Below are 20,570 nucleotides of genomic sequence, written 5' to 3'. Positions count from 1 at the left end.
TGCCGGCGCGGTGGCCGGCAGCGACAAGACGTCGGGCTGCGCCGACAGGCGCAGCGCGGGCGGCCCTATGCGGCAAACAGCGCCGCGTATTGATCGGCCACGAAGCCGAGCGATTTCACGCGGCCGTTGACCACCAGCACGGGACGCTTGATGACCGACGGCTTGTGGATCATCAGCGCGACCGCGCCGGTCTTCGTTTCGGCGGCCGCCTTCATTGCGTCGTCGAGGCCGCGCCACGTGGTGCCGCGCTTGTTGACGAGTGCGTCGAGCGACACGTCCTTCAGCCAGTCTTCGATCAGCGGCGCGCTGACGCCGAGCTTCTTGAAGTCGTGGAACTCGAATTCGACGCCGTGATCGTCGAGCCACACGCGGGCCTTCTTCACGGTGTCGCAGTTCGGAATGCCGTAGACGACCACGGTGTGCGGCTTCGCCATCAGTCGCCTCGCAGCAGCTCGTTCAGGCCGACCTTCGCGCGCGTCTTCGCGTCGACCTTCTTGACGATCACCGCGCAATACAGGCTGTGCGAGCCGTCCTTCGACGGCAGATTGCCGGCGACGACGACCGAACCGGCCGGGATGCGGCCGTAGCTGACTTCGCCCGTCTCGCGATCGTAGATCTTCGTGCTCTGGCCGAGGTACACGCCCATCGAGATCACCGAGTTTTCCTCGACGATCACGCCTTCGACGACTTCCGAGCGGGCGCCGATGAAGCAGTTGTCTTCGATGATGACCGGGTTCGCCTGCAGCGGCTCGAGCACGCCGCCGATGCCGACGCCGCCCGACAGGTGCACGTTCTTGCCGATCTGCGCGCACGAACCGACCGTTGCCCACGTGTCGACCATCGTGCCTTCGTCGACGTACGCGCCGATGTTGGTGTACGACGGCATCAGCACGACGTTCTTCGCGATGAACGAGCCGCGGCGCGCGATGGCCGGCGGGACGACGCGGAAGCCGCCTGCGGCGAAATCTTCTGCCGTGTAGTTCGCGAACTTCGACGGCACCTTGTCGTAGAACTGCGAGTAGCCGCCGGCGGGCATCGGCGCGTTGTCCTCCAGGCGGAACGACAGCAGCACGGCCTTCTTCAGCCACTGATGCACGGTCCAGTTGCCGTCGATCTTCTCGGCAACGCGCAGCGCGCCTTTGTCGAGCTGCTCGATCGCGTGCGCGACGGCTTCGCGGACGTCGGCCGGCGCGGCCTTCGGCGACAGCTCGGCGCGGTTGTCCCAGGCGGTATCGATGATTTGCTGAAGTTGTTGCGACATGTTCGTTTTCGCAGGAGATTGGATGGAATTGATCGGATGGACGATTACCGCGCGAGAGACCGGCAGAAATCGACGATGCGTTGCGCGCCCTCGACGCATTCGGGGGTGCCCGCGACGAGCGCGATCCGGATGAAATCGCGGCCCGGATTCGTGCCGTGCGCATCGCGCGCCAGGTACGAGCCGGGCAGAACCGTCACATTATAGTCGGCGTACAGGCGGCGGGCGAACTCGGTGTCCGACAGGCCGGTGCGCGACACGTTGGCCCACAGGTAGAACGCCGCGTCGGGCAGTTTCACGTCGATCACGTCGGCGAGCATCGGCGTGACCGTGTTGAACTTCTGCAGGTACAGCGCGCGGTTCTCGCGCACGTGCGCCTCGTCGTTCCACGCGGCGATGCTCGCGTGCTGCCAGACCGGCGACAGCGCCGCGCCGTGGTACGTGCGGTACAGCAGGAATTTCTTCAGCAGCGCGGCGTCGCCGGCGACGAAACCCGAGCGCATGCCCGGCACGTTCGAGCGTTTCGACAGGCTCGACAGCATCACGAGCCGCTCGAAGCCGCGGCCGAGGCGGTGCGCGGCCTCGAGGCCGCCGAGCGGCGGTGCCGCTTCGTCGAAATAGATTTCCGAATAGCACTCGTCGGACGCGATCACGAAACCGTGGCGGTCGGACAGCGCGAACAGCTCGCGCCAGTCGTCGAGCGTCAGCACGGCGCCGGTCGGGTTGCCCGGCGAGCAGACGTACAGCAGCTGCGTGCGCGCCCAGACCGCGTCGGGCACCGACGCGTAGTCGCACGCGAAGTTGCGGGCCGGGTCGCTGTTCGCGAAATAGGGTTCGGCACCGGCCAGCAGCGCCGCGCCTTCGTAAATTTGATAGAAAGGATTCGGACAGAGTACGATCGCCTTCTCGCCCGTTTCGGACGGGCGTGCGTCGATCACCGTCTGGGCAAGCGAGAACAGCGCCTCGCGCGAGCCCGACACGGGCAGCACCTGCGTGGCCGGATCGATGGCCGGCAGCCCGTAGCGGCGCTCGAGCCAGTGCGCGATCGACGTACGCAGCGCGTCCGAGCCGGCGGTGGCCGGGTACGACGCGAGACCGTCGAGCGCGGCCACCACGGCGTCGCGGATCAGCGCCGGGGTCGCATGTTTGGGCTCGCCGATGCCGAAGCTGATCGGTTTGAGGGCGCCGGAAGGCGTCACGTCCTTGAACAGGGCGCGCAGCTTTTCGAAGGGATAGGGCTGGAGCGAGTCGAGTCGAGGGTTCACGGGCGAAGCGGCCATCGCGGCCGGTTGGAGCGAAAGAAGCGGCGGGCGCGCCGCGCGGCTGCGAACGGGCGCCGCGGGCGCACGGGTCGCAACGGACGATTATAGCGTGACGGAACGCGGTCACGGCCTGCCGGAACGGCGGCCGGGCCGGTCGAATAAAGGGTATCGAACCAAATGAATAACGCGGTACGCGGCAGCCTGCCGACGCTGGCCATCCTGATCGGCGCATCGGTATGGGGCCTGATCTGGTATCCGCTGCGGATCCTTGCGTCGCTCGGCGTGACGGGCACGCTCGCGAGCGCGCTGACGAGCCTCGTCGCGTTCCTGTTCGTGATCGTCGCGCGGCACCGCACGATCGCGACGCTGCGCTGGCACTGGGTGCTGGCCGGCATCGCGGTGACGGCCGGCGTGACGAACCTCGGGTTCGTGTGGGGCACGATCCACGGCGAAGTGCTGCGCGTGATGCTGCTGTTCTACCTGACCCCCGCGTGGACCGCGATCTACGCGCACTTCCTGCTGCGCGAGCGGCTGACCTGGGCCGGCGCGGGGCTCGCGGCGCTGTCGATCGGCGGCGCGATGCTGATGCTGTGGTCGCCGGCGCTCGGCCTGCCGCTGCCGGCCAGCCCGGCCGAATGGGCCGGCCTCGCTGCCGGGCTGAGTTTCGCGATGAGCAACGTGCTCGTGATCAAGGCGAGCCGCGAACTGCCGGAGATGCGCGCGGAGATGCGCACCGCGACGCTGTTCGGCGGCGCGGCCGTGTTCGGCGCGATCGCGTCGCTGTTCGAGGGGCTGCCGGCTGCGCCGGCGGGCGGCCAGCTCGGTGTCGCCGCGCTGATCATCGTCGCGATCGGCGTGACGATGGCGTCGAACAACCTGCTCGTGCAGTACGGGCTCGCGCGTGTGCCGGCGAACCGTGCGTCGATCATCATGCTGTTCGAGATCGTGATCACCGCGCTGTCGGCGTGGGTGTTCGCGAACGAGCTGCCGACCGCGCGCGAGTGGGCGGGCGGCGCGTGCATCGTGCTGGCCACGCTGCTGTCGAGCCGGGTCCATCGTGCCGCGCCGGCACCGGACAAACCCGGCGACGGTCGGGACGGTGCACGCGCGATGGTATGATGGAAGCCGTTTGCGGGGCCCAACGCTGGATGCGCGCGGCCCCGCTTTTGAATTCCGGGGCGCGTCGCGCGCATGGGCCGTCCGGCCTCGCGCAGTGCGGCTCCGTCCGTTTCACACCTTCTTCACATCCGATACCGCCGTGCGTCTGAGCTCGATCAAACTCGCTGGCTTCAAATCCTTTGTCGATCCCACGCATTTCCAGGTTCCGGGCCAGCTTGTCGGCGTGGTGGGCCCGAACGGGTGCGGCAAGTCCAACATCATCGACGCCGTGCGCTGGGTGCTCGGCGAGTCGCGCGCTTCCGAGCTGCGCGGCGAGTCGATGCAGGACGTGATCTTCAACGGCTCGACCGCCCGCAAGCCCGGCAGCCGGGCCAGCGTCGAACTGATCTTCGACAACTCCGACGGCCGCGCGGCCGGCCAGTGGGGCCAGTACGGCGAGATCGCCGTGAAGCGCGTGCTCACGCGCGACGGCACGTCGAGTTATTACATCAACAACCTGCCGGCGCGTCGCCGCGACATCCAGGACATCTTCCTCGGCACGGGCCTCGGGCCGCGTGCGTACGCGATCATCGGGCAGGGCATGATCGCGCGGATCATCGAGGCGAAGCCGGAAGAGCTGCGCGTGTTCCTCGAGGAAGCCGCGGGCGTCTCGAAGTACAAGGAGCGCCGCCGCGAAACCGAGAACCGCCTGCACGACACGCGCGAGAACCTGACGCGCGTCGAGGACATCGTCCGCGAACTCGGTGCGAACCTCGAGAAGCTCGAGGCGCAGGCCGTCGTCGCGACCAAGTACAAGGAACTCGTCGCCGACGGCGAGGAGAAGCAGCGCCTGCTGTGGCTGCTGCGCAAGAACGAGGCCGCGGGCGAGCAGCAGAAGCAGCAGCGCGCGATCGAACAGGCGCAGATCGACCTCGAGGCGCAGACGGCGAAGCTGCGCGAGGTCGAGGCGCAGCTCGAGACGCTGCGTGTCGCGCATTACTCGGCGAGCGACGCGATGCAGGGCGCGCAGGGTTCGCTCTACGAGGCGAATGCCGAGGTGAGCCGTCTCGAAGCCGAGATCAAGTTCATCGTCGAATCGCGCAATCGTGTGCAGGCGCAGATCGCCGCGCTGAACGCGCAGCGCGAGCAATGGCGCGCGCAGGCCGAGAAGGCGCAGGACGAGCTCGAGGAAGCCGAGGAAGCGCGCGCGATGGCCGACGAGAAGGCCGCGCTCGCCGAAGACAACGCCGCCGCGAAGCACGACGCGCTGCCGGCGCTCGAAGCGAAATGGCGCGATGCGCAGGCGCAGCTCAACGACGAGCGCGCGCGGATCGCGCAGACCGAACAGTCGCTGAAACTCGAGGCCGCGCACCAGCGCAACGCCGACCAGCAGCTTCAGCAGCTTCAGCAGCGCCATGAGCGCCTGAAGAGCGAAGCGGGCGGGCTCGACGCGCCGGACGAGGCCCAGCTCGAAGAGCTGCGCATGCAGCTGGCCGAGCAGGAAGAGATCCTTGCCGAAGCGCAGGCGCGCCTCGCCGACGCGCAGGAAACGGTGCCGCGCCTCGATGGCGAACGCCGTGCCGCGCAGGAGCGCGTGCAGGCCGAGGCCGCGCAGATCCACCAGCTCGAGGCGCGTCTCGCCGCGTTGAAGCAACTGCAGGAAAACGTGCAGACCGAAGGCAAGGTGCAGCCGTGGCTCGACAAGCACGAGCTCGGCGCGCTGCCGCGCCTGTGGAAGAAGCTGCACGTCGAAGCCGGCTGGGAAGCGGCGCTCGAGGCCGTGCTGCGCGAGCGCCTCGCCGCGCTCGAAGTGTCGAATCTCGACTGGGTGAAGGCATTCGCGACCGATGCGCCGCCGGCAAAGCTCGCGTTCTATGCGCCGCCCGCGGCCGGCGAACCGCCCGCGGCCGTGGCGGGCCTGCGTCCGGTGCTGTCGCTCGTGCGCATCGACGATGCGGGCATCCGTGCGGTGCTGAACGACTGGCTCGGCAACGTGTATGTCGCCGACGACGTCGCACAGGCGCTCGCGACGCGCACGCAGCTGCCGGCAGGCGGCGCGTTCGTCGTCAAGGCCGGCCATGTCGTCACGCGCGTCGGCGTGCAGCTCTACGCCGCCGATTCGGAGCAGGCCGGGATGCTGGCCCGCCAGCAGGAAATCGAAAACCTGACGCGCCAGGTGCGTGCGCAGGCGCTGCTCGCCGACGAGGCGCGCACGGCGGCCGTGCGCGCGGAAGCCGCGCACACGCAGGCCACGCAGGCGCTCGGCGACGTGCGCGCACAGGCCGAGCGTGCGACGCAACGCGTGCACGCGCTGCAGATGGACGTGCTGAAGCTCGCGCAGGCGCACGAACGTTACACGCAGCGCAGCACGCAGATCCGCGAGGAACTCGAGGAAATCGGCGCGCAGATCGAAGAGCAGCGCGCGATGCGCGCGGAATCGGAAGCGAATTTCGAACGTTTCGACGGCGAACTCGCGGAGCTGCAGGCGCGCTTCGAGGACAACCAGCTCGCATTCGAAGCGCTCGACGAATCGCTGACGCAGGCGCGTCAGGAAGCGCGTGACCTGGAGCGCGGCGCGAACGACGCGCGCTTCGCCGCGCGCAACGCGGTGACGCGGATCGACGAACTCAAGCGCAGCATCCAGGTCGCGCACGAGCAGAGCGAACGTGTTGCCGGATCGCTGGAAGACGCACGCGCCGAACTCGAGACGATCAACGAGCAGACCGCGCACACGGGCCTGCAGGACGCGCTCGAAGTTCGTGCGGTGAAGGAAGAGGCGCTGCAGGCCGCGCGGATCGAACTCGACGACCTGACCGCGAAGCTGCGCGCGTCGGACGAGCAGCGGCTCGTCGCCGAGCGCTCGCTGCAGCCGCTGCGCGATCGCATCACCGAATTGCAGTTGAAGGAGCAGGCCGCGCGCCTGGCGGTCGAGCAGTTCGCCGAGCAACTGACGGCGGCCGAGGTCGACGAGGAAGCGCTGCGCGAGAAGCTCACGCCGGATCTGAAGCCGTCGTACCTGCAAGGCGAGGTCACGCGCCTGAACAACGCGATCAATGCGCTCGGCCCGGTGAACATGGCCGCGCTCGACGAGCTCAAGGCCGCGAGCGAGCGCAAGGTGTTCCTCGATGCGCAGTCGGCCGACCTGATCGACGCGATCACGACGCTCGAGGACGCGATCCACAAGATCGACCAGGAAACCCGCACGCTGCTGCAAGGCACTTTCGACGAGGTCAACCGTCACTTCAGTGACCTGTTCCCGCGCCTGTTCGGCGGCGGCCAGGCGAAGCTGATCATGACGGGCGACGAGATCCTCGATGCCGGCGTGCAGGTGATGGCGCAGCCGCCCGGCAAGAAGAACGCGACGATTCACCTGCTGTCGGGCGGCGAGAAGGCGCTGACCGCGACCGCACTGGTGTTCGCGATGTTCCAGCTCAATCCGGCGCCGTTCTGTCTGCTCGACGAGGTCGACGCGCCGCTCGACGACGCGAACACCGAGCGTTTCGCGAATCTCGTGCGCGCGATGTCCGACAAGACGCAGTTCCTGTTCATCTCGCACAACAAGATCGCGATGGAGATGGCGCAGCAGCTGATCGGCGTGACGATGCAGGAGCAGGGCGTGTCGCGGATCGTCGCGGTGGACATGGAAACCGCCGCGGGTTTTGCCCAGAATTGACGTTTGACGAAACCGGACCGCGTTCGCGCGGCGCATGGGCGCCCGTTCGCGGTTCCGACGAACAAGAATTGCTGATGGAGCGTGCATGGACGAGTTGACACTCGGTTTGATCGGCGCGGGCGCCGTCGTGGTGGGCGGCGTCGTGGTCTACAACGCATGGCAGGGCGCGAAGGTGCGGCGCAGGATGCCGCGCCCGATGCCGGAAGAAGCGGCCGAGGCGATGAACCGCCCCGAGCGCGACGAAGAGTTGCCGTTCATCGAGCCGGTGCGTCAGCCGGTGCGGCGCGAGCCTGCGGCGCCGGCTGCTGCGGCTGCCGCGTCGGCGGAAGTCGCGCGCGTCGAGCCGACCTTCGGCGGTGCGGCGCCTGCCGACATGCCGGCCGATCTGCAGGCCGAGGCGACCGGCGTCGAGTCGCCGGCCGAGCCGGTCGACGCGGTCGCCGGCGAAGACACCGTGCCGGCCACCGCGCACGACACGCACGCTGAAGCGGCCGAGCCGGTCGAACCCGTGCTGCCGGCCGCGACGACGATCTCGTCGGCACCGCCGGCGATCGTCGACCGCCGGATCGACTGCATCGTGCCGATCCGCCTCACCGGTTTGCTGCCGGGCGACAAGATCCTGCCGGCCGCGCAGCGGCTGCGCCGCGCGGGCAGCAAGCCCGTGCATATCGAAGGCAAGCCCGAAGGCGGCCAGTGGGAGCTGCTGCAGAACGGCGTGCGCTACGAGGAACTGCGCGCGGCCGCGCAGCTCGCGAACCGCAGCGGCGCGCTGAACGAGCTCGAGTTCTCCGAATTCGTGACGGGCGTCCAGCAGTTCGCCGACGCGATCGACGGCGCGCCGGAATTCCCGGACATGATGGAAACGGTCGCGATGGCGCGCGAGCTCGACGCGTTTGCCGCGCAATGCGACGCCCAGTTGTCGATCAACGTGATGTCGGACGGCGCGCCGTGGTCGGCGAACTACGTGCAGGCGGTCGCGTCGCAGGACGGGCTGCTGCTGTCGCGCGACGGCACGCGTTTCGTGAAGCTCGACGCGAAGCAGAACCCGGTGTTCATGCTGCAGTTCGGCGACACGAACTTCCTGCGTGACGACCTCACGTACAAGGGCGGCAACATGATCACGCTGGTGCTCGACGTGCCGGTCGCCGAAGAGGACATCCTGCCGTTCCGGCTGATGTGCGACTACGCGAAGTCGCTGTCCGAACGGATCGGTGCGCGGGTCGTCGACGATTCGCGCCGGCCGCTGCCGGAATCGACGCTCGTCGCGATCGACCAGCAACTGATGAAGCTGTACGCGAAGCTCGAGGAAGCCGGCATCCCGGCCGGTTCGCCGGTCACGCGCCGCCTCTTCAGCCAGTAACGCGAACGCACGGGCGGCGGGCCTCGGGGCCGCCGTTCGTCGCTGCGGCGCACACCTCGCTGTTTGCGCTGCAGCACGCGCATCGGGCGCGTTTTGCGCGCCCCGCCACGGCGGCAAACTGAGATAATCGGGCATCCGATTTTCTCAGAACGAATCTGCCGCCAGCATGGCCCGAACCCAAGCCGAACCGCCAGCCAGCCAGCCCGACGCGCGCGCCGCGTGGCTGCGCGACCAACTCGAGCGGGCGAACTACGCCTACTACGTGCTCGATCAGCCGGATCTGCCCGACGCCGAGTACGACCGACTGTTTCGCGAGTTGCAGCAGCTCGAAACCGATCATCCCGAACTCGTGACGCCCGATTCGCCGACGCAGCGCGTGGGCGGCGAGGCGGCCGGCGGCTTCACGCCGGTCGTCCACGATGCGCCGATGCTGTCGCTGAACAACGGCTTTGCCGACGAGGACATCGTCGCGTTCGACAAGCGCGTCGCCGATGCGCTCGACAAGGCGACCGATCTCGCCGGTTCGGTGACGGAGCCGGTCGACTACGCGTGCGAACTGAAGTTCGACGGTCTCGCGATCTCGCTGCGCTACGAGCAGGGCGTATTCGTGCAGGCGTCGACGCGCGGCGACGGCACGACCGGCGAGGACGTGACCGAGAACGTGCGCACGATCCGCTCGATTCCGCTGAAGCTGAAGGGCAAGAACGTGCCGGCCGTACTCGACGTGCGCGGCGAGGTGCTGATGTTCAAGCGCGATTTCGCACGCCTGAACGAACGCCAGCGCGCGGCCGAGCAGCGCGAATTCGCGAACCCGCGCAACGCCGCGGCCGGCAGCCTGCGCCAGCTCGACTCGAAGATCACCGCGCAGCGTCCGCTTTCGTTCTTCGCGTACGGGATCGGCGTGCTCGACGGGATGCCGATGCCCGATACGCACAGCGCGCTGCTCGACTGGTACGAGTCGCTCGGCCTGCCCGTGAACCGCGAGCGCGCGGTCGTGCAGGGCGCCGAGGGCTTGCTCGACTTCTTCCGCAAGGTCGGCGAGAAGCGCGAGTCGCTGCCCTACGACATCGACGGTGTCGTCTACAAGGTCAACCGGCGTGACGAGCAGGAGCGCCTCGGCTTCGTGTCGCGTGCGCCGCGCTTCGCGCTTGCTCACAAGTTCCCCGCGCAGGAAGCGCTGACGAAGCTCGTCGCGATCGACGTGCAGGTCGGGCGCACCGGCGCGATCACACCGGTCGCGCGCCTCGAGCCGGTGTTTGTCGGCGGGGCGACGGTGACCAACGCGACGCTGCACAACGAGGACGAGGTGCGCCGAAAGGACATCCGGATTGGCGATACCGTGATCGTGCGCCGCGCCGGCGACGTGATCCCCGAGGTGGTCGGTGCGCTGCTCGACCGGCGCCCGGCCGATGCGGCCGAATTCGTGATGCCGACCGAATGCCCGGTGTGCGGCTCGAAGATCGAGCGCCTGCCGGACGAGGCGATCGCGCGCTGCACGGGCGGCCTGTTCTGCCCGGCGCAGCGCAAGCAGGCGCTGTGGCACTTCGCGCAGCGCCGCGCGCTCGACATCGACGGTCTCGGCGAGAAGATCATCGACCAGCTCGTCGAACTGAATCTCGTGCGCACGCCGGCCGACCTGTTCAATCTCGGCTTTGCGACGCTCGCCGAGCTCGACCGGTTTGCCGAGAAGTCCGCACAGAACCTGCTCGACTCGCTCGAGAAGGCGAAGCACACGACGCTCGCGCGCTTCATCTACGGGCTCGGTATCCGCCACGTGGGCGAATCGACCGCGAAGGATCTCGCGAAGCATTTCGGCTCGCTCACGCCGATCATGGACGCGTCGATCGAAGAGCTGCTCGAAGTCAACGACGTCGGGCCGATCGTCGCCGAGTCGATTCATCAGTTCTTCGCGGAAGAGCACAACCGGACCGTGATCGAGCAGTTGCGCGCACCGGGCAAGGTGACGTGGCCGGAAGGGCCGCCCGCGCCGAAGGCGCCGCAGGGCGTGCTGGCCGGCAAGACCGTCGTGCTGACGGGCACGCTCCCGACGCTCACGCGCGATGCCGCGAAGGAAATGCTCGAAGCGGCGGGCGCGAAAGTGGCCGGTTCGGTATCGAAGAAGACGGATTACGTGGTCGCGGGCGCCGAAGCCGGCAGCAAGCTCGCGAAGGCCGAGGAACTCGGCATCCCCGTGCTGGACGAAGACGGCCTGCACCAACTCCTGGAGGGCAATACGCCATGATTCGCGAGATCCTGAAGATGGGCGATCCGCGCCTGCTCGAAGTCGCCAAGCCGGTCGAGCGGTTCGATACACCCGAGCTGCACGAGATCGTCGCGGACATGTTCGAGACGATGCACCATGCGAACGGCGCCGGCCTGGCCGCGCCGCAGATCGGCGTCGGGCTGCAGATCATCATCTTCGGCTTCGGCAACAACAACCGCTACCCGGAAGCGCCGCCGGTGCCCGAGACCGTGCTGATCAACCCGAAGGTCGAGTACCTGCCGCCGGACATGGAAGAGGGCTGGGAAGGCTGCCTGTCGGTGCCGGGCATGCGCGGCGTCGTCAGCCGCTACGCGAAGGTGCGCTACAGCGGCTTCGACCAGTTCGGCGAGAAGATCGATCGTGTCGCCGACGGTTTTCACGCACGCGTCGTCCAGCACGAATACGACCACCTGATCGGCAAGCTGTATCCGATGCGGATCACCGATTTCACGCGCTTCGGCTTCACGGAAGTGCTGTTCCCGGGGCTCGATCCGGCTTCCGACGACTGATCCCTCTGCTTTCCCGGTTTCTCGCAGACAAGAAAAAGCCCGCTTGCGCGGGCTTTTTCATTGCATGACGCACGTGTGGCGCGCCGGCGGTCAGAACGTCTCGTCGGCCGACAGATAGCGCCATTGCCCCTGCGGCAGTGCGCCGAGCATCACGCGGCCCATCCGGACGCGCTTCAGGCCGATCACGTCGAGACCCACCAGTTCGCACATGCGACGGATCTGGCGCTTCTTGCCTTCGCGCAGCACGAAGCGCAACTGCTCGCCGTTCTGCCAGCTCACCATCGCGGGCTTCAGCGCGACGCCGTCGAGCTCGAGGCCGTGGCGCAGCTTCGCGAGCGATTCCGCGGGGAAGTGCTGGTCGATGTCGATCAGCCGTTCGCCGAAGCGCACGCGCACCAGGTATTCCTTGTCGATATCCGACTGCTCGCCGATCAGCTGCTTCGCGATCACGCCGTTCTGCGTCAGCACGAGCAGGCCGGTCGAATCGATGTCCAGGCGGCCGGCCGGTGCGAGCGCGTGCAGGTGCTGCGGCGAGAAGCGTACCGGCGAATGGTCGCCGCTCCAGCGGTTCGCGCGCGTGATCAGCACGGCTGCCGGCTCGTAGCCGTCTTCCGCCTGGCCCGACACATAACCGACGGGCTTGTGCAGCAGGATCGTCACTTGCGCGGCCTGCGCGGCGCTCGCGCGCTCGTCGATCTCGATCTTCTGGTCGGCGCGGACCTTGGTGCCGAGCGTGTCGATGCGTTCGCCGTCGACGAGCACCCAACCCTTTTCGATCCATTCGTCGGCTTCGCGGCGCGAGCACATGCCGAGCTCGGACATCCGCTTCGACAGGCGCATCAGGCCCGTTTCGTCGCCGTAGTCGACGTCGGCCGCCGCGCGCTTGACCGGCTGCGCGGTCTTGACCGCACCGAACGAGCGGCGTTCGCCGTCGCGTGCGGGGCGAGCCGGGCGGTCGCCGAAGCTGCGCTTCGCGCCTTCGCCGGCCGTCTTGTCGCGATAGGACGGGCGCTTGCCGTCGTCGGCGCCTGCGCGGCGCGGACGGGCATCGTCATCGCGGCGCGGCGGACGGTCGGACGACGGGCGGCGGTCGCCGAAGCTGCGCTTTGCACCTTCACCGGCTGCCTTGTCGCGATAGGACGAGCGTTTGTCGTCGTCGCCACCTGCACGGCGCGGACGGGCATCGTCATCGCGGCGCGGCGGACGATCGGACGACGGGCGGCGATCGCCGAAGCTGCGCTTTGCACCTTCACCAGCTGCCTTGTCGCGATAGGGGGTACGCGGGCCGCCTTCACCACCGGCGCGACGCGGACGTGCGTCGTCATCACGACGCGGCGGGCGATCGGACGACGTGCGACGGTCGCCGAAGCTGCGCTTCGCGCCTTCGCCGGATGCATTGCCACGGTACGGCGCGCGTGCGCCGCTTTCACCACCCGCGCGACGCGGACGTGCATCGTCATCACGGCGGGGCGGACGATCGGACGACGGGCGGCGGTCGCCGAAGCTGCGCTTTGCACCTTCACCGGCTGCCTTGTCGCGATAGGACGAGCGTTTGTCGTCGTCGCCACCGGCGCGACGCGGGCGGGCATCGTCATCACGGCGCGGCGGACGATCGGACGACGGGCGGCGATCGCTGAAGCTGCGCTTCGCCCCTTCGCCGGCCGCGTTGTCGCGATACGGCGCGCGCGTGCCGCGTTCGGCACCGCCGTCACGCGGCGCACGCTTGGCCGGTGCGCGATCCTCGCCCGGGCGCTCGGCGCCGGCCGCGCCGCGCGGCTTGAACGAGCGTTCGCCGGCGGCGGCCGGGGCGGCCTTCTTCGGGCGGGCCGGCTTGTCCCCTGCGGGCGGTGCAGCGGGACGCACCGCCTTGCGGGCGACGAGGCTGCCGGAGCGGACAGGGGCGCGGGTCGGCGACGCCGGCTTCGGATTCTTGACGGTTAGTTTGGTGCGCATAAACGCTGGAATTCATTCAGACTGCGATCGCACGCAGCAACTCGGTTTCAAGCTGGATCTGCAGGCGGTTGTCGGACAGGCCGGCACCCGCGAGCAGGAAGATGTCCTCGACGCGTTCACCGAGCGTATTGATCCGCGCCGCGTGGACGCCGATCCGATGCTCGGCGAGTACGCGCGCGATCGAATAGAGAAGGCCCGGCCGGTCGTTGGCCGACACGGACAGGATGTAGTACTGGCCGCGCTCGTCGGCCCGCAGGTCGACGCGCGGCGTGATCGGAAACGTCCGGGACAGCCTCGACAGGCGGCCCTTGGACGGCTCCGGCAGCGGTGCGGTTTCGGTGAGCCGCGACGCGAGCTGTTGTTCGACGAGATTCGCGATGTCGCGGTAGCGCACGTCGCGTTCGGTCTGCGTGACGATGAAGTTGTCGAGCGCGTAGCCGTGCCGCGTCGTGCTGACGCGCGCGTCGAGCACCGACAGCCCGTTGCGGTCGAAATACGCGCAGATGCCCGCGAACAGGTCGGGGCGATCCTTCACGTACACGAGCACCTGCAGCGCGTCGCCGATCGGCGACGGCCGCGCGCGGACGATCGCGGTTTCGGCGTTCACGTGCCGGTACAGCACGCGTGTCTGCCACGCGATGTCGGCTGCGTCGTGACGCAGGAAGAAGCCGACGTCGAGCTGGTCCCACAGCGCGCGATGGGCGTCCTCGGGCACGGTCTCGAGGCGCAGCAGCGCGAGCGCCTGCTCCTGCCGCGACTTCAGCTCCGAATGCGCGTCGGGGTTGGCGCCGCCGAGCACCGCGAGCGTGATGCGGTACAGGTCCTCGAGCAGCTTGCCTTTCCACGTGTTCCACACCTTCGGGCTCGTGCCGCGGATATCGGCGACGGTCAGCAGGTACAGCGCGGTGAGGTAGCGTTCGTTGCCGACGACTTCGGCAAAGCGCTTGATGACTTCGGGGTCGCTCGTGTCCTGCTTCTGCGCGACCTGGCTCATCGTCAGGTGATGCTGGACGAGCCACACGATCAACGACGCGTCGTCGCCGGCGATGCCGTGCTCGCGGCAGAAGCGCCGCGCATCGGCCATCCCGAGCGTCGAGTGATCGCCGCCGCGGCCCTTCGCGATGTCGTGGAACAGCGCGGCGACATACAGCACCCACGGGCGCTCGAAGTTGCCGATCAACTGGCTGCAGAACGGATATTCGTGCGCGTGCTCGGCCACCGCGAAGCGGCGGATGTTGCGCAACACCATCAGGATGTGCTGGTCGACCGTGTACACGTGGTACAGGTCGTGCTGCATCTGGCCGACGATGCGGCGGAAATTCAGCAGATAGCGGCCGAGCACGCTCGTCTGGTTCATCAGCCGGAACGCGTGCGTGATGCCTTCGGGCTGCTGCAGGATCCGCATGAACGTGTCACGGTTCTGCGGATCGCGGCGCCACGCGTTGTTCATGATCTCGCGCGAGTTGTACAGCGCACGCAGCGTGCGGGCGGACAGGCCCTTCACGCCGCGGGTCGTCTCGTACAGCAGGAACGCTTCGAGGATCGCGTCGGGATGGCGCTCGAACACGCCGTCGTCGACGATCTCGAGCATCCCCTGCTTCTCGACGAAGCGGTCGGGCGACAGCACGCGCGTGATGCCGCTCGTCGCGGGAAAGAGCTGCGCCTCGATGTTCTGGATCAGGATCGTCGCGAGCTGCGTGACGGCTTTCGCGGCCCAGTAATAGCGGCGCATCAGCTGCTCGCTCGCGCGCTTGGTCTGCGTCGGCTGGTAGCCGAAGCTCTCGGCCGCCTGCGTTTGCAGGTCGAACACGAGCATGTCCTGGCGGCGGCCGGCGATCACGTGCAGCCGCGCGCGCAGCGTCTTCAGGAAGCCTTCGTTGCGGCGCAGCTCGCGCGCTTCGCGATCGGTGATGAGGCCGCGCGTATCGAGTTCGCGCCAGCTGCTGCCGAAGCCCGCCGCGCGCGCGATCCACAGGATCGTCTGCAGGTCGCGCAGCCCGCCGGGGCTTTCCTTCACGTTCGGCTCGAGGCTGTACGGCGTGTCCTGGAACTTCGCGTGGCGCTGGCGCATCTCGAGCACCTTCGCGGTGAAGAACGCGCGGGCGTCGAGCGCCTCGTGGTAGCGCACCGTGAAGCGCTCGAACAGCGCGGTGCTGCCGACGATGCGGCGCGCTTCCAGCAGGGACGTTTGCACCGTGACGTCCTGCGACGCCTCCTCGATGCACTGCGCGACCGTGCGCACGCTGCTGCCGATCTCGAGGCCGAGATCCCACGCCATCCCGATGAAGCGTTCGATGCGCGCGTCGAGCGCGGGGTCGTGCGCATCGGGCAGCAGCACGAGGATGTCGACGTCGGAATAGGGCGCGAGCTCGCCGCGCCCGTAGCCGCCGACGGCGACGAGCGCGAGCGTCGCGGGCAGCCCGCAATCGTCCCACACGCGCTTGAGCGCATCGTCGGTGAGTTTCGACAGCGCGTGCATCAGGGACGCGACGTTCGTCGCGCGGCGAAAGCGCTCGAGCATCTCCGTCTTGGCGGCCTTGAATTCGGCGCGCCGCGACAGCGCGTCGGGCGAGGGGGCGGCGTGAGCGCTCATGGGCGGCCGGTCAGGTGCAGGTGGTGCGGATAGGGCGGGCTGGCGCGACGGCGCTCAGACCGCGGCGGCCGGTTGCGCGAACACGGGGCGTGCCGGCGTGCCGGCCGACACGGTCAGCACCTCGTAGCCGGTTTCGGTGACGAGCACCGTGTGCTCCCACTGCGCCGACAGGCTGCGGTCGCGCGTCTTGACCGTCCACTGGTCGGGCATCGTGCGGATGTCGCGCTTGCCGGCGTTGATCATCGGCTCGATCGTGAAGATCATCCCGGCCTTCAGTTCGATGCCGGTGCCCGGACGGCCGTAGTGGACGACCTGCGGATCCTCGTGGAACACCGTGCCGATGCCGTGGCCGCAGTATTCGCGCACGACGCTGTAGCCTTGCGCTTCCGCGTGCTTCTGGATCGCGTAGCCGATGTCGCCGAGGTGCGCGCCGGGCTTGACCTGGTCGATGCCGAGCCACATGCATTCGTAGGTGGTCTGCACGAGGCGCTTCGCGAGGATCGAACCCTCGCCGACGATGAACATCCGGCTGGTGTCGCCGAAGTAGCCGTTCTTGATCACGGTGATGTCGATGTTCAGCGCGTCGCCGTTCTTGATCACCTTCTCGCCGGGAATGCCGTGGCAGATCACGTCGTTGACCGAAATGCAGGTGGCCTTCGGGTACGGCGGATAGCCGGGCGGCTGGTAGTTCAGCGGTGCCGGGATCGTGCCCTGTTCGTTGAGCATGAACTCGTGGCAGAGGCGGTCGAGTTCGGCGGTCGTGATGCCCGCGACGACGTGCGGCGTGATGAAGTCGAGCACTTCGCTCGCGAGACGGCAGGCGACGCGCATCTCGGCGATATCGTGTTCGTTTTTGAGCGTAATAGCCATCGAGGTATGCCTGGAATGCGGTGAATTGACGGATTATCGCACCTTCTGGCAGGCGTCGCAGCCCCTGCCGGCGGTGCGGGTGCGGGTTTTCGCGGATTGTCCGGCCGGCTGCCGCGCGGCAAGCGAAAGTGGTGAGCGACTTGAGAGCGGACAAATCGGCGTGCTATACTCTTTGGCTAAGTCGACATCCAAATGCCGTAGTGCCCCATTCCGGGGCGGCATCGCGGTGAAAGGCTTACGGCACGGGCGTTTTGCGCGTGCCGAATCGCAAGCCGGCGCAACCAGGGTGCCGGCCGCGCGGAAATCGTGCCTTTCGGGGCAGGTTCGTGCGGCGGTACGGCGGCCGGCTTAAGACCCAACCCTCGTGGAGAATTTACATGGCAGTTACGATGCGCCAAATGCTGGAAGCGGGTGTCCACTTCGGTCACCAGACGCGCTTCTGGAACCCGAAGATGGCTCCGTTCATTTTCGGTCACCGCAACAAGATTCACATCATCAACCTCGAAAAGACGCTGCCGATGTTCACGGACGCACAGAAGTACGTGCGCCAGCTGGCAGCGAACCGCGGCACGATCCTGTTCGTCGGCACGAAGCGTCAATCGCGTGACACGATCGCTCAGGAAGCGCAGCGTGCGGGCATGCCGTACGTCAACGCACGCTGGCTCGGCGGCATGATGACCAACTTCAAGACGCTGAAGGTATCGATCAAGCGCCTGAAGGACATGGAAGCGGCAGTCGAGGCGGGCGAGCTCGAGAAGATGAGCAAGAAGGAAGCGCTGCTGTTCGAACGCGAAATCGCGAAGCTGCAGAAGTCGATCGGCGGCGTGAAGGACATGGGCGGCATTCCGGACGCAATCTTCGTCGTCGACGTCGGCTACCACAAGATTGCCGTCACGGAAGCGAACAAGCTGGGCGTGCCGGTCATCGCCGTGGTCGATACGAACCACTCGCCGGAAGGTGTGGATTACGTGATCCCGGGTAACGACGACTCGAGCAAGGCAGTCGCGCTGTACGCCGAAGGCGTGGCCGACGCGATCCTCGAAGGCCGTGCGAACGCGGTCAACGAAGTGGTCCAGGCCGCACGCGGCGACGACGAGTACGTCGAGGAAAACGCGTAACTGGCCCCGAGCCGGCGCAAAAAGGGGGCTCTCAACAGGCCCCCTTTTTTTAAGCTTGTGCGCCGGACCTGATCGCGCCGAATCGGCGCGGGTCCGGAAACGATTTTCGGCCGTTCGCGTCCAAGCGGGCGGCGTTGTGAATACAGACTCAAGGAGCGAATGATGGCGGCAATTACCGCAAGCATGGTGGCAGAACTGCGCGCGAAGACCGACGCACCGATGATGGAGTGCAAGAAGGCGCTGACGGAAGCCGACGGCGATCTGGCCAAGGCTGAAGAGCTGCTGCGCGTCAAGCTCGGCAACAAGGCGAGCAAGGCGGCATCGCGCGTGACGGCAGAAGGCGTCGTCGCATCGTTCGTCGGCGGCAACGCAGGCGCGCTGGTCGAGCTGAACTGCGAAACCGACTTCGTCGCGAAGAACGACGACTTCCTCGCATTCTCGAAGACGGTTGCAGAACTCGTCGCGACGCAGAACCCGGCCGACGTGGCAGCGCTGTCGGCACTGCCGCTCGAAGGCTCGACGGTCGACGCAGTGCGTCTGGCCCTGATCGGCAAGATCGGCGAGAACGTCTCGATCCGTCGTTTCGTCCGTTTCGAAACCGCGAACAAGATCGCAACGTACCTGCACGGCGCGCGTATCGGCGTGATCGTCGAGTACACGGGCGCGGAAGAGCAGGTCGGCAAGGACGTCGCGATGCACATCGCGGCAATGAAGCCGGTCGCGCTGTCGTCGGCTGACGTGCCGGCGGAACTGATCGAGACGGAACGCCGCGTGGCCGAGCAGAAGGCTGCGGAATCGGGCAAGCCGGCCGAGATCGTCGCGAAGATGGTCGACGGTAGCGTCCAGAAGTACCTGAAGGAAGTGTCGCTGCTGAACCAGACGTTCGTGAAGAACGACAAGCAGACGATCGAGCAGATGCTGAAGGCAGCGAATGCGGCAGTGCAGAAGTTCGCGCTGTTCGTCGTCGGCGAAGGCATCGAGAAGCGCCAGGACGACTTCGCCGCCGAAGTGGCCGCGCAAGTCGCAGCAGCAAAGCAGCAGTAAGCCGTAAGCAGTCAGGCAGTATCCGCGGCGGGCGTCCGCTCCGCCGCGGTCGGCGCCGCCGCCGGCCGGCCGGGAAACCCGGTTCGACCGTCGGCGCTTGCCCGAATCAGTATTTCGCCCCTACAGTTCGTGGTTGTCATCCTCTCGTCGCTCGGAAGCCCCTATGTCCAATGCCTATAAACGCGTCCTCCTCAAACTCTCCGGCGAAGCGCTGATGGGCGACGATGCCTTCGGCATCAATCGCGCGACGATCGAACGGATGGTGGCCGATATCGCCGAAGTCGTGCGTCTCGGTACGCAGCTCGCGGTCGTGATCGGTGGCGGTAATATTTTCCGCGGTGTCGCGGGTGGCGCGGCCGGCATGGATCGCGCGACGGCGGACTACATGGGGATGCTCGCGACGATGATGAACGCGCTGGCGCTGCAGGACGCGATGCGCCACGCCGGCATTGAGGCGCGCGTGCAGTCCGCGCTGCGCATGGACCAGGTTGTCGAGCCGTACATCCGGCCCCGCGCGATTCGCCAGCTCGAGGAAGGCCGCGTCGTGATCTTCGCGGCCGGTACGGGCAACCCGTTCTTCACGACGGACACGGCCGCCGCGCTGCGCGGTTCGGAAGTGGGCGCCGAGGTCGTGCTGAAGGCGACCAAGGTCGATGGCGTATATTCTGCCGATCCGAAGAAGGATCCGTCGGCCACGCGCTACACGACGATCACGTTCGACGAGGCGATCAGCCGCAACCTGCAGGTGATGGACGCGACGGCCTTCGCGCTGTGCCGCGACCAGAAGCTGCCGATTCGCGTGTTTTCGATCAACAAGCCGGGCGCGCTCAAGCGCATCGTGCTGGGCGAGGACGAAGGTACGCTCGTCCACGTGTAAACTCCCGCGGATGCGGGCCATCGGCCGCGGCGCGCCGGATGCGCCGGGCAGGGCCCGCGTTCTTTGAAGGTTAGAAGGTTCGGAGGTTGAAATGAGTGTCGCTGATACCAAGAAGGGCGTCGAGCAAAAGATGCAGCGCTCGATCGAAGCGTTCAAGAACGATCTGGCAAAGATCCGTACGGGCCGTGCACACACCGGTCTGCTCGATCACGTGCAGGTCGACTACTACGGGTCGATGGTGCCGATCTCGCAGGTCGCTAACCTGACGCTCGTCGATGCGCGCACGATCGGCGTGCAGCCGTGGGAAAAGAACATGGTCGCGAAGGTCGAGAAGGCCATTCGCGAAGCCGACCTGGGCCTGAACCCGGCTACGGCCGGCGACCTGATCCGCGTGCCGATGCCCGCGCTGACGGAAGAGCGCCGCCGCGAACTGACCAAGGTCGTCAAGGGCGAAGGCGAAACGGCCAAGGTCGCGATCCGCAACCTGCGCCGCGACGCGAACGAAGCACTCAAGAAGCTCGTGAAGGACAAGGAAATCTCGGAAGACGACGAGCGCCGTGCGAGCGACGACGTGCAGAAGCTGACCGACAAGCACGTTGCCGAAATCGACAAGCTCGTGCAGACCAAGGAAGCCGAGATCATGACGGTCTGACGACCGTCCTCGCGCGCCGCCTTCTTCCCGCAACTGTCTC

General features: G+C 67.3%; 15 protein-coding genes. 9 read left to right on the top strand and 6 right to left on the bottom strand.

The window, feature by feature from the left end; all coding sequences use genetic code 11:
* Positions 1-65: 65 nt before the first annotated feature.
* Genes APZ15_RS15120 through dapC form a run of 3 tightly spaced genes read right to left on the bottom strand, consistent with a single transcriptional unit; the run spans position 66 to position 2,538 of the window.
* Positions 66-434 carry an ArsC family reductase gene (locus tag APZ15_RS15120; protein WP_006478478.1) on the bottom strand — a complete coding sequence of 123 codons (369 nt, stop codon included), beginning with the start codon at positions 432-434 and terminating at the stop codon, positions 66-68.
* Entirely contained in the window at positions 434-1,261 is an 828-nt protein-coding gene (dapD, locus tag APZ15_RS15115) for a 2,3,4,5-tetrahydropyridine-2,6-dicarboxylate N-succinyltransferase (protein ID WP_014896723.1), read from the bottom strand. The genes APZ15_RS15120 and dapD overlap by 1 nt, the downstream gene beginning before the upstream one ends.
* A gap of 44 nt (positions 1,262-1,305) precedes the next feature.
* Positions 1,306-2,538: a succinyldiaminopimelate transaminase gene (dapC, locus tag APZ15_RS15110; protein WP_027787081.1), complete on the bottom strand. Its 1,233-nt coding sequence runs from the start codon at positions 2,536-2,538 to the stop codon at positions 1,306-1,308.
* Positions 2,539-2,697: 159 nt separating this feature from the next.
* On the opposite strand from dapC, the gene APZ15_RS15105 reads away from it, so the two are divergent.
* The 5 genes from APZ15_RS15105 (at position 2,698) to def (ending at position 11,423) form a co-directional block, all read left to right on the top strand.
* Positions 2,698-3,639, top strand: a complete 942-nt coding sequence (locus APZ15_RS15105; RefSeq protein WP_027787082.1) for a DMT family transporter — start codon at positions 2,698-2,700, stop codon at positions 3,637-3,639.
* 139 nt (positions 3,640-3,778) lie between these two features.
* Positions 3,779-7,291 carry a chromosome segregation protein SMC gene (smc, locus tag APZ15_RS15100; RefSeq protein ID WP_027787083.1) on the top strand — a complete coding sequence of 1,171 codons (3,513 nt, stop codon included), beginning with the start codon at positions 3,779-3,781 and terminating at the stop codon, positions 7,289-7,291.
* 85 nt (positions 7,292-7,376) lie between these two features.
* Positions 7,377-8,651 (top strand): cell division protein ZipA C-terminal FtsZ-binding domain-containing protein, encoded by a 1,275-nt coding sequence (locus APZ15_RS15095; protein ID WP_027787084.1) that lies wholly within the window; start codon positions 7,377-7,379, stop codon positions 8,649-8,651.
* A 166-nt stretch (positions 8,652-8,817) separates the two neighbouring features.
* Positions 8,818-10,893 carry an NAD-dependent DNA ligase LigA gene (gene ligA, locus APZ15_RS15090; protein ID WP_027787085.1) on the top strand — a complete coding sequence of 692 codons (2,076 nt, stop codon included), beginning with the start codon at positions 8,818-8,820 and terminating at the stop codon, positions 10,891-10,893.
* Positions 10,890-11,423: a peptide deformylase gene (gene def, locus APZ15_RS15085; RefSeq protein ID WP_027787086.1), complete on the top strand. Its 534-nt coding sequence runs from the start codon at positions 10,890-10,892 to the stop codon at positions 11,421-11,423. The genes ligA and def overlap by 4 nt, the downstream gene beginning before the upstream one ends.
* Positions 11,424-11,513: 90 nt before the next feature.
* Here the strand turns inward: def and APZ15_RS39290 are convergent, their stop codons facing one another.
* Genes APZ15_RS39290 through map form a run of 3 tightly spaced genes read right to left on the bottom strand, consistent with a single transcriptional unit; the run spans position 11,514 to position 16,839 of the window.
* On the bottom strand, positions 11,514-13,376 hold the full coding sequence (locus APZ15_RS39290; RefSeq protein ID WP_081040799.1) for a pseudouridine synthase: 1,863 nt from the start codon (positions 13,374-13,376) through the stop codon (positions 11,514-11,516).
* Between the two features lie 16 nt (positions 13,377-13,392).
* The gene (locus APZ15_RS15075; RefSeq protein WP_027787088.1) at positions 13,393-15,969 is read right to left on the bottom strand and encodes a [protein-PII] uridylyltransferase; all 2,577 of its coding nucleotides are present in this window, start codon (positions 15,967-15,969) and stop codon (positions 13,393-13,395) included.
* Positions 15,970-16,023: 54 nt separating this feature from the next.
* Positions 16,024-16,839, bottom strand: coding sequence for a type I methionyl aminopeptidase (gene map, locus APZ15_RS15070; RefSeq protein WP_021159103.1), 816 nt, complete (start codon positions 16,837-16,839; stop codon positions 16,024-16,026).
* Between the two features lie 377 nt (positions 16,840-17,216).
* Between map and rpsB the strand changes: the two genes are divergently transcribed.
* The 4 genes from rpsB (at position 17,217) to frr (ending at position 20,530) form a co-directional block, all read left to right on the top strand.
* Entirely contained in the window at positions 17,217-17,957 is a 741-nt protein-coding gene (rpsB, locus tag APZ15_RS15065; protein WP_006483818.1) for a 30S ribosomal protein S2, read from the top strand.
* A gap of 162 nt (positions 17,958-18,119) precedes the next feature.
* Positions 18,120-19,001 (top strand): translation elongation factor Ts, encoded by an 882-nt coding sequence (gene tsf / locus APZ15_RS15060; protein WP_021159104.1) that lies wholly within the window; start codon positions 18,120-18,122, stop codon positions 18,999-19,001.
* Between the two features lie 163 nt (positions 19,002-19,164).
* Positions 19,165-19,878, top strand: a complete 714-nt coding sequence (pyrH, locus tag APZ15_RS15055; RefSeq protein WP_011352459.1) for a UMP kinase — start codon at positions 19,165-19,167, stop codon at positions 19,876-19,878.
* 91 nt (positions 19,879-19,969) lie between these two features.
* A complete protein-coding gene (gene frr, locus APZ15_RS15050; RefSeq protein WP_027787089.1) occupies positions 19,970-20,530 on the top strand; it encodes a ribosome recycling factor in 561 nt (186 codons plus the stop codon).
* Positions 20,531-20,570 lie beyond the last annotated feature (40 nt).

It is taken from the genome of Burkholderia cepacia ATCC 25416 (genome assembly GCF_001411495.1).
In the GTDB taxonomy this organism is placed as follows: domain Bacteria; phylum Pseudomonadota; class Gammaproteobacteria; order Burkholderiales; family Burkholderiaceae; genus Burkholderia; species Burkholderia cepacia.
Note: the sequence above shows the minus strand (reverse complement) of the source record. Positions and strands in the feature narration are given on the sequence as shown.

Bases quoted from the DNA above. Each gene is read 5' to 3' on its own strand.
- APZ15_RS15120 (WP_006478478.1), bottom strand. From the start codon at position 434: ATGGCGAAGCCGCACACCGTGGTCGTCTACGGCATTCCGAACTGCGAC.
- dapD (WP_014896723.1), bottom strand. From the start codon at position 1,261: ATGTCGCAACAACTTCAGCAAATCATCGATACCGCCTGGGACAACCGC.
- dapC (WP_027787081.1), bottom strand. From the start codon at position 2,538: ATGGCCGCTTCGCCCGTGAACCCTCGACTCGACTCGCTCCAGCCCTAT.
- APZ15_RS15105 (WP_027787082.1), top strand. From the start codon at position 2,698: ATGAATAACGCGGTACGCGGCAGCCTGCCGACGCTGGCCATCCTGATC.
- APZ15_RS15095 (WP_027787084.1), top strand. From the start codon at position 7,377: ATGGACGAGTTGACACTCGGTTTGATCGGCGCGGGCGCCGTCGTGGTG.
- ligA (WP_027787085.1), top strand. From the start codon at position 8,818: ATGGCCCGAACCCAAGCCGAACCGCCAGCCAGCCAGCCCGACGCGCGC.
- def (WP_027787086.1), top strand. From the start codon at position 10,890: ATGATTCGCGAGATCCTGAAGATGGGCGATCCGCGCCTGCTCGAAGTC.
- APZ15_RS39290 (WP_081040799.1), bottom strand. From the start codon at position 13,376: ATGCGCACCAAACTAACCGTCAAGAATCCGAAGCCGGCGTCGCCGACC.
- APZ15_RS15075 (WP_027787088.1), bottom strand. From the start codon at position 15,969: ATGAGCGCTCACGCCGCCCCCTCGCCCGACGCGCTGTCGCGGCGCGCC.
- map (WP_021159103.1), bottom strand. From the start codon at position 16,839: ATGGCTATTACGCTCAAAAACGAACACGATATCGCCGAGATGCGCGTC.
- rpsB (WP_006483818.1), top strand. From the start codon at position 17,217: ATGGCAGTTACGATGCGCCAAATGCTGGAAGCGGGTGTCCACTTCGGT.
- tsf (WP_021159104.1), top strand. From the start codon at position 18,120: ATGGCGGCAATTACCGCAAGCATGGTGGCAGAACTGCGCGCGAAGACC.
- pyrH (WP_011352459.1), top strand. From the start codon at position 19,165: ATGTCCAATGCCTATAAACGCGTCCTCCTCAAACTCTCCGGCGAAGCG.
- frr (WP_027787089.1), top strand. From the start codon at position 19,970: ATGAGTGTCGCTGATACCAAGAAGGGCGTCGAGCAAAAGATGCAGCGC.